General features: G+C 71.6%; 10 protein-coding genes. 6 read left to right on the top strand and 4 right to left on the bottom strand.

Annotated elements, in window-relative coordinates:
• The first annotated feature begins 144 nt into the window (after window positions 1–144).
• From ispH to rnhA, 3 genes are all read left to right on the top strand, one after another.
• The gene (gene ispH, locus ACFSOX_RS21410; protein WP_378479857.1) at window positions 145–1,176 is read left to right on the top strand and encodes a 4-hydroxy-3-methylbut-2-enyl diphosphate reductase; all 1,032 of its coding nucleotides are present in this window, start codon (window positions 145–147) and stop codon (window positions 1,174–1,176) included.
• A gap of 122 nt (window positions 1,177–1,298) precedes the next feature.
• Complete coding sequence (locus ACFSOX_RS21405) at window positions 1,299–2,267, top strand: homoserine kinase (RefSeq protein WP_378479855.1); 969 nt, start codon at window positions 1,299–1,301, stop codon at window positions 2,265–2,267.
• A gap of 20 nt (window positions 2,268–2,287) precedes the next feature.
• A complete protein-coding gene (rnhA, locus tag ACFSOX_RS21400; protein ID WP_378479854.1) occupies window positions 2,288–2,770 on the top strand; it encodes a ribonuclease HI in 483 nt (160 codons plus the stop codon).
• Between the two features lie 268 nt (window positions 2,771–3,038).
• Here the strand turns inward: rnhA and ACFSOX_RS21395 are convergent, their stop codons facing one another.
• Together ACFSOX_RS21395 and ACFSOX_RS21390 are read right to left on the bottom strand one after the other, a co-directional pair.
• Entirely contained in the window at window positions 3,039–3,524 is a 486-nt protein-coding gene (locus tag ACFSOX_RS21395) for a peroxiredoxin (RefSeq protein ID WP_378479853.1), read from the bottom strand.
• Window positions 3,525–3,729: 205 nt separating this feature from the next.
• Window positions 3,730–4,590: a protein-disulfide reductase DsbD domain-containing protein gene (locus ACFSOX_RS21390; protein WP_378479852.1), complete on the bottom strand. Its 861-nt coding sequence runs from the start codon at window positions 4,588–4,590 to the stop codon at window positions 3,730–3,732.
• 182 nt (window positions 4,591–4,772) lie between these two features.
• On the opposite strand from ACFSOX_RS21390, the gene ACFSOX_RS21385 reads away from it, so the two are divergent.
• Together ACFSOX_RS21385 and ACFSOX_RS21380 are read left to right on the top strand one after the other, a co-directional pair.
• On the top strand, window positions 4,773–5,393 hold the full coding sequence (locus tag ACFSOX_RS21385) for a YqgE/AlgH family protein (protein ID WP_111360537.1): 621 nt from the start codon (window positions 4,773–4,775) through the stop codon (window positions 5,391–5,393).
• Between the two features lie 341 nt (window positions 5,394–5,734).
• Window positions 5,735–6,649 carry a tellurite resistance TerB family protein gene (locus tag ACFSOX_RS21380; protein ID WP_378479851.1) on the top strand — a complete coding sequence of 305 codons (915 nt, stop codon included), beginning with the start codon at window positions 5,735–5,737 and terminating at the stop codon, window positions 6,647–6,649.
• A gap of 163 nt (window positions 6,650–6,812) precedes the next feature.
• Here ACFSOX_RS21380 and ACFSOX_RS21375 read toward each other — a convergent pair whose 3' ends face one another.
• Both ACFSOX_RS21375 and ACFSOX_RS21370 read right to left on the bottom strand, forming a co-directional pair.
• Window positions 6,813–9,758 (bottom strand): EAL domain-containing protein, encoded by a 2,946-nt coding sequence (locus ACFSOX_RS21375; protein WP_378479850.1) that lies wholly within the window; start codon window positions 9,756–9,758, stop codon window positions 6,813–6,815.
• Window positions 9,759–10,025: 267 nt separating this feature from the next.
• Window positions 10,026–11,024 (bottom strand): NAD(P)H-quinone oxidoreductase, encoded by a 999-nt coding sequence (locus ACFSOX_RS21370; protein ID WP_378479849.1) that lies wholly within the window; start codon window positions 11,022–11,024, stop codon window positions 10,026–10,028.
• Window positions 11,025–11,273: 249 nt separating this feature from the next.
• On the opposite strand from ACFSOX_RS21370, the gene ACFSOX_RS21365 reads away from it, so the two are divergent.
• A complete protein-coding gene (locus tag ACFSOX_RS21365) occupies window positions 11,274–11,468 on the top strand; it encodes a DUF1192 domain-containing protein (protein ID WP_378479848.1) in 195 nt (64 codons plus the stop codon).
• Window positions 11,469–11,534 lie beyond the last annotated feature (66 nt).

The raw sequence follows: 11,534 nt of genomic DNA, 5'->3' as shown, positions 1-11,534 counted from the left end.
TACTGCGCCCAGATCCTCGGACATCGGACGCGTTAACCTGGATTCGGAGCCCTGGACCCTCGCCCGGACCCCTGCCTTGACAGGGCTCCGGGGGGAGGCCAAACCGACGGATCAGGAGACGACATGACGAGCCAGGGACCAGCCATGCCGCCCGCCCGCGACGCCACGGACGCCGCTTCGGGCGTCGCCCCCGAGCCGCAGATCAAGCCGCCGCTGCAGATTCTGCTGTGCTCGCCGCGCGGCTTCTGCGCCGGGGTGGTGCGCGCCGTCGACACGGTCGAGCGGGCGCTGGCGCTCTACGGCGCCCCCGTCTATGTGCGCCACGAGATCGTCCACAACCGCTACGTGGTCGAGAGCCTGAAGAAGAAGGGCGCGATCTTCGTCGAGGAGCTCGACGAGATCCCGGACACCACGGCGCCCGTCGTGTTCTCGGCCCACGGCGTGCCGAAGTCGGTGCCGGAGAGCGCCGCCAAGCGCAACTTCTTCGCCCTCGACGCCACCTGTCCGCTGGTCTCCAAGGTCCATCGCGAGGCCGAGGTGCACCACAAGCGCGGGCTGGAGATCGTGCTGATCGGACATGCCGGCCACCCCGAGGTGGAAGGCACCATGGGCCAGCTCCCGAAGGGCGCCATCACGCTGATCGAGACGGTGGCGGACGTCGAGACCTTCACGCCCCGCGACCCCGCGAAGCTCGCCTACGTGACCCAGACGACGCTGTCGATCGACGACTGCACCGACATCATCGCGGCCCTGCAGCGGCGCTTCCCGCAGATCACGGCGCCCCACAAGGAAGACATCTGCTACGCTACCACCAACCGGCAGGAGGCCGTGAAGACGGTGGCGCCGCGGGTCGACGCCCTCATCGTCGTCGGCTCGCCGAACTCCTCGAACTCCAAGCGCCTGCAGGAGGTCGCCCTGCGCAACGGCTGCCCGCACGCGCAGCTCGTCGACCGCGCCGCCGACATCGACTGGTCGCGGCTCGGCGGCATCCGGACGCTCGGCCTCACGGCCGGCGCCTCGGCCCCCGAGGTGGTGGTCGAGGAGATCATCGACGCCTTCGCGGCGCGCTTCGACGTCGCGGTCGAGACCGTCTCGGGCGCCACCGAAAGCATGTTCTTCCCGCTGCCGCGGCAGCTCCGGGAGCTCGACAAGGCCGCCGGCACCGCCGCCGAGTGAGCCGCGCGCCGCCGGCGCGGCGGCCGGGCGCGACCGCCGGGGCCGAGCGTCATCGAGAGGGGGGGCATCGTCCGCGGCGGGTCGGAGCCCCCGTCGCGGAAAAATGCTGTTTTGGGGGTGGGATGGCCGTCTACACCGACGTCACGGCCGACGAGCTGCAGGCCTATCTCGCCGACTACGATCTCGGTTCCCTTCTGTCCTGCAAGGGGATCGCCGAGGGGGTCGAGAACTCGAACTTCCTCCTGCACACGTCGCGCGGCCATTACATCCTGACGCTCTACGAGAAGCGGGTCGCGGAAGCCGACCTGCCGTTCTTCATCGGCCTGATGGAGCATCTCGCGGCGCGCGGCCTCACCTGTCCGCAGCCGGTGAAGAACCGGGCCGGCGACGCGCTCGGCCGGCTCGCCGGCCGCCCCTGCGCGATCGTCACCTTTCTCGACGGCATGTGGCTGCGCCGCCCCGGCGTCGCCCATTGCCATGCGCTCGGCGGCGCGCTCGCCGCCCTGCATCTCGCCGGCCTCGACTTCCCGATGGAGCGCCGCAACGCGCTCTCGGTGGACGGCTGGCGGCCGCTGTTCGAGGCCGCGCGGGCGCGCGCCGACGAGGTGACGCCCGGCCTCGCCGACGCGGTCGAGACGGCGCTGGCGACGCTCGAAGGCACCTGGCCGGACCGGCTGCCGCGCGGCGTCATCCATGCGGATCTCTTTCCCGACAACGTGTTCTTCCTCGGCGACAGGGTGTCGGGCCTGATCGACTTCTACTTCGCCTGCACCGACACGCTCGCCTACGACGTGGCGATCTGCCTGAACGCCTGGTGCTTCGAGCCGGACGGCGCCTACAACGTCACCAAGGGCCGCGCCCTGCTCGACGGCTACGGCAAGGTGCGGCCGCTGTCGCGCGACGAGAGCACCGCTTTGCCGGTGCTGTGCCGCGGCGCCGCGCTGCGCTTCCTGCTGACCCGGCTCTACGACTGGTTCGCGGTGCCGGCCGGCGCGCTGGTGCGCCGCAAGGATCCGCTCGAATACTACCGTAAGCTCCGCTTCCATCAGGCGATCGGCGGCGCCCGCGACTACGGCATCGACGCGGCGTGACCACGGGGATCGAGACGAGCGTGAGCGACGAAGCGGGCGCGGCGGCAAAGCGCGTGATCATCCACACCGACGGCGCCTGCTCGGGCAATCCCGGGCCGGGCGGCTTCGGCGCGATCCTGGAGTGGGACGGGCGAAGGCGGGAGCTGAAGGGCGCCGAGCCGCTGACCACCAACAACCGCATGGAGCTGATGGCGGCGATCGTCGCGCTGGAGGCGCTCAAGCGCCCCTGCGCCGTCGACCTCCACACCGACAGCCAGTATCTGCGCCAGGGCATCACCGGCTGGATCCACGGCTGGAAGCGCAACGGCTGGAGGACGGCCGACAAGAAGCCGGTGAAGAACGTCGACCTCTGGCAGCGCCTCGACGCGGCGATCCGGCGCCACGACGTCGTCTGGCACTGGGTCAAGGGCCATGCCGGCCACGACCTCAACGAGCGCGCCGACGCGCTCGCCCGCGAGGCGATCGCCGAGCTGCGCGCCGCCCAGCGGGCCGAGCGGGGGTGAGATTTCGCTCATGGCCACCGCCATCGGAACGTCAGCACGCCGGCGCGCCGCAGCCTGCTCTCGTCCGCCTTGTGGGGAAAGGTGGAGAGGGGGGCGAGCTGCAAGCTCAGAGACTGCGGGGGATCCCCTCCCCGACCCTCCGCCGCACAAGTCGGGCCTGCCCGACTTGTGACGTATGATGGGCAACCCGGGCGAGCCCGGTTTGCCCGGGGGAGGGACCGCTGGAACCGCGCGGCGACAGGGCGCGGATAGGCCTGACAGTGCCGGCCTACATCCCCGCCAGGAGCGCGTCGGCGCTGGACAGCTCGGCCTTGCCGGTCTCCTGCTCGACCGAGAGCTTCTTCACCACGCCGTCCTCGACCAGCATGGCGTAGCGCTTGGAGCGCACGCCGAGGCCGCCGGCGCTGATGTCGATCGTCAGGTCGATCGCCTTGGCGAAATCGCCGTTGCCGTCGGCCAGAAACTCGATCTTGCCCTCGGCGCCGCTCGCCTTCTTCCACGCCTCCATCACGAAGGCGTCGTTGACCGACGTCACCGCGATGGTGTCGACGCCCTTCGCCTTGATGGCGTCGGCCTGGCGCAGGAAGCCCGGCAGGTGGTTGTTGGAGCAGGTCGGGGTGAAGGCACCCGGCACCGCGAACAGCACCACGGTCTTGCCCTTGAAGATCTCGTCGGTGGAGACCCAGGCCGGTCCCTCCGCCGTGATGACGCGGAACTTGGCCTCGGGGATGCGGTCGCCGACTGTGATGGGCATGGTCTCTCTCGTCCTCGATGGGCGGCCCGGCGCGGCGGAACGCTTCGCCGGCCGGAGGGGGAATCCGGTCTCGCGAGCCGGCGCGCCGGGCCGCGGTACCGTTAGGCCGCGAATAGAAACATCCGTGCGACACGGCGCAAGCCCCGGCGCGCGACGCCGCATCGCGGGGCCGCGGACGAGCTACGACGGGCGGACGCAGGCCGGATCACTCGAGCCTCGCCTTCACCTCCACGGCGGCGTCGCCGGCCGTGGCGGTGAGCGTCAGGGTGGCGCCTCTCGGGTCGGTGCCGGGCGGCACGCCGTCGATCGCGAAGCCGAACAGGCGGGTGCCGTCCGGTCCCTCCCCCATCGGCTCCGGCAGCGGCAGGGCCCAGTCCTCGCCCGGCCCTTCGGCGAACAGGTCGGGCGTCGCTCCGGCGGGGGCCGCGACGGCGACGACGACGCGCGGCTTCGGCCACGCCCCCTCCACCCGCACGCTGCGCACGGCGAGCGGCCCGTCGCCGCCGACCGTCGACGGCACCGGCACGCGCGCCGCGGCCGCCGTGACGGCGGCCGCCTCGGCACGGCCGGCCTGGGTGCCGGCCGGCAACGTCAAGGTGGCGCGTCCGGAGGCGGGCACGCACAACTTCTCGCAGATCGCATAGTCGAGGGCGAGCACCAGGGTCGCCGGCTTCGCCGGGTCGATACGCTCGACCGCGAGCGGGAACAGCACCCGCTGCGCATAGCCGATCGCCGTGCCGCCGCCGTCCTCGAACCGCTTCGGCGCCGGCCAGCGCACCGTCGCGGCCCGCACATTGGCGGAGGCGGAAAAGTCGAACCGCGGCGGCACGCCCGAATCACCCGGATACCGCCAATAGGTCTTCCAGCCGGGGGCGAGCCGGATTTCCACGCCGGCGGACAGGACCGCCGGGTCCGGTCCCGGCGGTCCGCCGACGAGGCGGACGGCGGCACGGCCGTCGCCGTCCCAGGCGGAGACCGCGGGGTCGTTCGCAAGCGCAGGCCCGGGCACCGTCCCAGCGACCAGCGCCAGAGCCGCCACCACGAGGAGGGCGAGCCATCTGCCCATGGAACCGTCCGCCATCCTGGCGCGCGTCGCCGATCCGTTCATCGCCTGGTCTCGTATCCCGGGTAAGGTCGGGACGCCCGACCGGAACTCACAGATTCTGAAGAGGGGTGCGCGTGCGTCGCGGCCCGGGCGACCGCCAGCCGCGTTGCCGAACCCGCGCCCCTCGGAGTAATCTCGCCGAGATGAAAGCCGCCCGGAAGATCGCGCAGCAGCACGAGCCCAAGCGGGGCTATCTCGACGGACAGATGCTGATCGCCATGCCGAGCATGCGCGACGAGCGTTTCGCCCGCAGCCTCATCTATGTGTGCGCCCATTCGTCGGAAGGCGCCATGGGCATCATCGTCAACCAGCCGGCGCCGAACATCTCGTTCGCCGACCTCCTGGTGCAGCTCGAGGTCATTCCCGCCTCCGACCTGATCATCCTGCCGCCGCGGGCCGGCGCCGTGAAGGTGCTGCGTGGCGGCCCGGTCGAGACCGGGCGCGGCTTCGTCCTCCACTCGGCCGATTTCTTCATCGAGAACTCGACCCTGCCGATCGACGACGGCATCTGCCTGACCGCCACGCTGGACATTTTGAAGGCGATCGCCCGCGGCGACGGTCCGCTCTCGGCCGTGCTGGCGCTCGGCTACGCCGGCTGGGCGCCGGGCCAGCTCGAGACCGAGATCCAGTCCAACGGCTGGCTCCACTGCGCCGCCGATTCGGAGCTCATCTTCGGCCCCGACACCGAGCGCAAATACGACCGCGCGCTGGAGAAGATCGGCATCCCGCCCGGCATGCTGTCGAGCGAAGCGGGACACGCCTGAGCGCGAGGCGTGCAGCCGGGGTGTCGCCGTGGCACCCCCTCGAGGTGGGATTCGGCCACTCGGGCGCCGGGCCGCATCCGACCTACCGGACGGACCGGCGGCCCATGCGCCGCACGGATCCGCGGCCGACGGGCGGCACGGAGATGTGAGCGCGATCGCGTTCGCATGGCGAAGCGAGTTCTTTCTATACTACCGGCCTCCGCGCCTTCGTCGTCGCGCGCGGTGCCGTTCGCGGGCCGACGAGATCCGCGAAGCAGCCGCCATGCGTGGGGCGGCTTTTTTACGCCGGGACCAGCCGGACAGCGCAGTGCGCCCGAACCTCGCGACAGGAGATTGAACTCATGGATTCGAAATCGATCCTCGATGCGATTCTGGGCGGCAAGAACGGCGCCGCCGGCGGACTCGGCGGCGTGCTCGGTCAGGCCGCGACCGACCTGCAGGCCGGGATGCGCGAGGGCGCGGCCGGCGCGCCGGTCGGCTCCGGCAGCTTCGCCACCGTGATCGGGCAGATCCTCGGTGCCGCCAAGACCGGCGTGCAGGAGGCCGCCCGCGACGTCGAGGCCTCGACCGGCATCGGTGCCAAGGCCGACGCGGCCCTCACCCAGGCGACCGGATCGAGCGCCGGCGATCTCCTCGCCAAGGCGCGCGAGCTCGTCGCTGGCAACCAGCTCGCCGGCGGGGCGGCGCTCGGCGGGCTCGCCGCCCTGCTGCTCGGCACCGGCGCCGGTCGCGGCGTCGCCGCCTCGGCCGCGAAGCTCGGCGGCCTCGCCATGATCGGCGGCCTCGCCTACCGGGCGCTCGAAGCCTACAAGGCCGGCAAGCCGCTGGTCGATCTCGGCGGCGGCGTGACGCCGGCGCCGGATGCGAGCCCGTTCGGCGAGACGGCCGACGCGGCGACCGACCAGGCGACCGCGCTCCTGCTGGTGCGCGCCATGATCGCCGCGGCGGCCGCCGACGGCGTGCTCGACGAGGCGGAGCGCACCCACATCGTCGGCGGCCTCGCCAAGGCCGGCCTGGACGCCGACGCGACCGCCTTCCTGGTCAACGAGTTCGCCAAGCCGCTGTCGCCGGAGACGCTGGCCGCCCAGGTGAGGTCGCCGGCCGTCGGCGCCCAGGTCTACGCGGCGGCCCGCCTCGCCATCAATCCCGACAACCCGGCCGAGACGGCGTTCCTGGCGAAGCTCGCCGCCGCCCTGAAGCTCGCGCCGGCCCTGCTGGAAAACCTCGAAGCCGCCGCCGCGGCAGCGCAGAAATAGGGGCGACGGGGCGCCGCGTCGTGTCATCCCGGGGCGCGGACCTCAAGATCCGCGAGCCCGGGATCCATACGCGCGGGGCTGGTGGCTCACGAGAGACAGGGAATATGGATCCCGGGCTCGGCGCTCACGCGCCGCCCCGGGACGACCGCGCGAATGAACGAATTCACCCGCGCGCGAGCGCGAGGCGGTCGCCGACCAGGAGCTCGCGGGCCGCCTCGGCCGGCATCGGCTCGCCGAACACGAAGCCCTGCACGTATTCGCAGCCGAGCTGATAGAGCTCGACGGCGTCCGAGTCGGTCTCGGCACCCTCCGCCACCACCTCCATGCCGAGGTCGTGGGCGAGCGAGATGATCGAGCGCAGCAGCACCGGCCGCGTGCCCTTGGACGTCGTGCGGACGAACGACTTGTCGATCTTGATGGTGTCGAACGGAAAGCGCTGCAGATAGGCGAGCGAGGAGTGGCCGGTGCCGAAGTCGTCGAGGGCGAGGCCGGCGCCGAGCTCCTTGATGCGCATGAGGATCTGCGCGGCGAGCTCGGGATTCTCCATCACCAGGCTCTCGGTCATCTCCAGCTTGAGGCTGCCGCGCATCAGGCCGGAGCGCGCCATCACGGTGCGCAGGTCGTGGATCAGGTCGTGGCGCAGGAGCTGGCGCGACGACACGTTGACGCTGGCGAACAGCGGCACGCGGGTCGGCACGGCGCGCTGCCAGATGGCGAGCTGGCGGGCGGTGCGCTCCAGCGCGAACAGGCCGAGATCGACGATCAGGCCGATCTCCTCGGCGATCGAGATGAACTCGGAGGGCGACAGCCGCCCCATCTTCGGGTGATCCCAGCGCGCCAGCGCCTCGAAGCCGGCGACCGAGCGGTCCTCGAGCCGGACGATGGGCTGATAGAGCAGCGTGATCTCCTCGCGCTCCAGCGCGCGGCGAAGCTCGGATTCGAGCGTCAGCCGGTCGGTCTTGCGGGCCCGCATCGCCGGCTTGAAGATCTCGATGCGGTCGCCGCCGATCTTCTTGCCGTGATACATCGCGAGCTCGGCGTCCTTGAGCACCTCGTCGGGGCGCTGCGCCTGGGCGTCGTGCAGCGCCACGCCGAGCGACGCGGTCAGGATGATCTCGCGGTCGTTGAAGGTGATCGGCGCGTTGATGGTCTTGCGCATCGTCTCGGCGAAGGCGATGGCGCGGCTCGAGTCCTTCTCGGACAGCAGGATCAGGCCGAACTGGTCGCCGGCCAGGCGGGCGAGCGTGTCCTGCGGCTTCAACAGGCGGCCGAGCCGGCGCGCCAGCGTCAGCAGGATCGAGTCGCCGACCGCCATGCCGACCGAGTCGTTGACCTGCTTGAAGCGGTCGAGGTCGATCACCACGACGGTCGGCTTGATCGCCGGATCGGCCTTGGCGAAGGCGAAGACACCCTGCAGGCGATCGAGGAAGAGCTGGCGGTTGGGCAGGCCGGTGAGGTTGTCGTGGACGGCGTCGTGCAGGAGCCGCTCCTCGGCGGTCTTGAACTCGGTGACGTCGGTGAGCGTGCCGACCAGCCGCACCACCTCGCCGTCGGAGCCGACGACGGGCCGGGCGCGCAGCGAGAACCACAGGTAATGTCCGTCGGTGGCGCGCAGGCGGAAGTCCTGCACCAGCCGGCCGCGGCGCTGCTCGACGGCACTGTCGAGGGCGGCGCGGAAGCGATCGCGGTCGAGCGGGTGGAGCACCTCGAGCCACTGCGCCGCCGGGGCGTCGAGGGTGCCGCGCTTGAGGCCGAGCGCCTGCTCGGTCTCCGGGCTGGTGTAGACCTTGTCGGCGGCGACGTCCCAGTCCCAGATCAGGTCGCCGGCGCCGGTCAGCGCCAGCGCGCGGCGCTCGATGTCGGACACGATCCCTTGCGTGACGCCGCCCGCGAAGGCGTGCTGCATCACCGTGAAGCCGATCAGCATGACGATCAGCACCAGGCCCCCGAGCAGCGCCGGGCCGACGATGTCGTTGGTCACGGCGCCCGTGACGGTCATGCCGGCGCCGAACACCCAGACGACCAGGAGGAGCCAGGTCGGAATCAGCAGCACGGCGCGGTCGAAGCCGTGCGTCGAGAGATAGAGCACGAGGCCGAGACCGAGCGTCGCGGCGAGCAGCAGCGACAGCCGGGCGACGCCCGAGGCGATCGCCGGATCCCACAGCGCCACCGCGATCAGCGCGGCCAGCACGGCGAGCCAGCCGATCGTCACATGGGCGTAGCGCACGTGCCAACGCGAGAGGTTGAGATAGGCGAACAGGAAGACGACCAGGGTGGCGGCGAGAATCGCCTCGCCGCAGGCGCGCCACACGCGTTCGGCTCCGGCCGACATGTCGAACACCTTGCCCCAGAAGCCGAAGTCGACGCCGATATAGATCAGCACGGCCCAGGCGAGCGCCGCGGCGGCCGGGAACATCACGCTGCCCTTCACGACGAACAGGATCGTGAGGAACAGCGCCAGCAGACCGGCGATGCCGATCACCATGCCGTGGTAGAGCGTGAAGGAGTTGATCTTGTCCTTGTAGGCCTCCGGCTCCCACAGATAGACCTGCGGCAGCCGGTTGGTGCGCAGCTCCAGCACGTAAGTGACGACGGCGCCGGGATCGAGCGTCACGCGGAAGATGTCGGCCGTGGCGTTGTCCTGGCGGTCGGGGCGATCGCCGACGCTCGGCGTGACGGTGGCGACCCGTGACAGGCCGAGATCGGGCCACAAGAGGCCGGAGCCGACCATCTGATAATGCGGCACGACGATCAGCCGGTCGAACTGCTCGTCGCTGGTGTTGGCGAGCGCCAGCACGGCCCAGTTGGTGCCGCCCTCGCGCGAGCGCACCTCGATGCGACGGACGATGCCGTCCGGCCCCGGCGCGGTCGACACCTGCACGCGGTCGCCGTCGGTCTGCTGCAGCTCCACGGCTTCGGTGAGGTCGATGGCGGGGACGTCGGGCCGCACGCTGACGGCCTGGACCGCCTGGGCGGCCGAACCGGCGCCGAGGAGGGCGACACCCGCCAGCACCAGCGCCGCAAGGGCCGCGCGCAAGGTCCGCAAAACGAGGATCTCCCGGTGGTCGCGCGCCGCGCCGTCCGACGGCCGGCCCGCATCGTCACGCATGGACGGTTCACGCGTGCATGGTTGGTGTCGACGTCACGGTCGACGTCACTGTTCGAGCCCGCCCGCACCGAACTGCCCGCCGGTCCCCCGCGGTGCGACCCACCGCGATGCCGTGCGGACCCGACGCGCGGACCCGACCTCCACTAGCCGCGCCGGCCCGGGAGGGCAAGGATTCCACTCCCGGGCCCGGAACGCCACCGGTAATTGCGCCGCGCCGCAGCGCACCGGCGTGAACCGCCAGTTGCGGCCCCGCCGCCCGCACGGCGTCTAGACCAGAAGCACGATCTTTCCGATATGGGCGCTCGATTCCATCCGGGCGTGGGCGGCCGCGGCATCGGCGAGCGGGACGCTCGTGTCCATCACGGGCCGCACCCGGCCGGCGGCGAGAAGCGGCAGCACGGCGGCGCCGGCGGCCGCGACGATCGCCGCCTTGTCGGCGACCGAGCGGGAGCGCAGCGTCGAGCCGGTATGGTGCAGCCGCTTGAGCATGATGCGGCGGAAATCGACGGTCGCCTTGGACGATCCCTGGAAGGCGATCTGCACGATCCGCCCGTCGACCGCCGCCGCCTCGTAATTGCGGTCGATGTAGTCGCCGCCGACCATGTCGAGAATCACCTCGACGCCCGTGCCGCCGGTCGCCGCCTTGGTCGCGGCGACGAAGTCCGCCGTGCGGTAGTTCACGGCCGTGTCGGCACCGAGCGTCACGCAGGCGGCGCATTTGTCGTCCGAGCCCGCCGTGACGATCACCTTGGCGCCGAACGCCTTGGCGAGCTGGATCGCCATGGTGCCGATGCCGGACGAGCCGCCGTGCACCAGGAGCGTCTCGCCGGCTTTCAGGCCGCCGCGCTCGAACACGTTGTGCCAGACCGTGAACAGCGTCTCCGGGACGGCGGCCGCCTCGGCGTCCGAGAGATTCGCCGGCACCGCGAGGGCGTGGCTCTCGTGGGCGACGCAGTACTGCGCGTAGCCGCCGCCCGAGACCAGGGCCATCACCCGGTCGCCGAGCGCGAAGCGCGTCGCCTCGGGGCCGCGCGCGACGACGGTGCCGCAGATCTCGAGGCCCGGAATGTCGGAGGCGCCGGGCGGCGGCGGGTAGAAGCCCTTGCGCTGGACGACGTCGGGCCGGTTCACCCCGGCCGCCGCGACCTTCACGAGGATCTCGCCCGGGCCGGGGGTCGGGACGGGGCGCTCCTCGGGGCGAAGCACCTCGGGGCCACCGGGGGTCGAGATGCCGATGGCGGTCATGCGGGCGGGCAGGTCGGTCATGGGAGCACGTGATCCGTCAGCGAGGAGGTCCGGGCACGCCGCCGGCGAACGGCGACGCTTGCAGGCCGAGGGTCGCAGGGGCATGGTCGCCGCGGCAGCGGCAACGGCCCCGCCGGGCGGCGGCTCGGCCGCCGGCACACTAGAGCATGATCCCGACGAGAGGGATCCGGTTTTCGCGGCCACGCATGCCGGGCGCGCACACCGGACCGGCCGGCGCGGCGCTGCACCGCGGGGATCACGGAGGACCAGATGGCGATCGCGGACGAGGACGAGCGGCCCAAGCGCAAGCTCACCCACGACATCGGCCAGGATCTCGCGCTCCTCTCGGTCGCCGAGATCGACGAGCGGATCGGCCTCCTGCGCGAGGAGATCACCCGGCTGGAGGCGGCCCGCGCCTCCAAGCAGGCGTCGCGCTCGGCCGCCGACCTGTTCTTCAAGCGGTGACGCACGCGTTTTTCGCGTGCGGCGAACAGCGAACAGCGAAGAGCGGGGCGGCAGAGATCGCTACTC

Source organism: Rhodoplanes azumiensis (genome assembly GCF_042682915.1).
GTDB classification, from domain to species: Bacteria; Pseudomonadota; Alphaproteobacteria; order Rhizobiales; family Xanthobacteraceae; genus Rhodoplanes; species Rhodoplanes azumiensis.
This window is presented reverse-complemented; position numbering and strand designations above follow the sequence as displayed.

What these genes read in the sequence shown, in the direction of transcription:
- ispH (WP_378479857.1), top strand. Translation starts at nt 145, where the DNA reads ATGCCGCCCGCCCGCGACGCCACGGACGCCGCTTCGGGCGTCGCCCCC.
- ACFSOX_RS21405 (WP_378479855.1), top strand. Translation starts at nt 1,299, where the DNA reads ATGGCCGTCTACACCGACGTCACGGCCGACGAGCTGCAGGCCTATCTC.
- ACFSOX_RS21395 (WP_378479853.1), bottom strand. Translation starts at nt 3,524, where the DNA reads ATGCCCATCACAGTCGGCGACCGCATCCCCGAGGCCAAGTTCCGCGTC.
- ACFSOX_RS21390 (WP_378479852.1), bottom strand. Translation starts at nt 4,590, where the DNA reads ATGGGCAGATGGCTCGCCCTCCTCGTGGTGGCGGCTCTGGCGCTGGTC.
- ACFSOX_RS21385 (WP_111360537.1), top strand. Translation starts at nt 4,773, where the DNA reads ATGAAAGCCGCCCGGAAGATCGCGCAGCAGCACGAGCCCAAGCGGGGC.
- ACFSOX_RS21380 (WP_378479851.1), top strand. Translation starts at nt 5,735, where the DNA reads ATGGATTCGAAATCGATCCTCGATGCGATTCTGGGCGGCAAGAACGGC.
- ACFSOX_RS21375 (WP_378479850.1), bottom strand. Translation starts at nt 9,758, where the DNA reads ATGCGTGACGATGCGGGCCGGCCGTCGGACGGCGCGGCGCGCGACCAC.
- ACFSOX_RS21370 (WP_378479849.1), bottom strand. Translation starts at nt 11,024, where the DNA reads ATGACCGACCTGCCCGCCCGCATGACCGCCATCGGCATCTCGACCCCC.
- ACFSOX_RS21365 (WP_378479848.1), top strand. Translation starts at nt 11,274, where the DNA reads ATGGCGATCGCGGACGAGGACGAGCGGCCCAAGCGCAAGCTCACCCAC.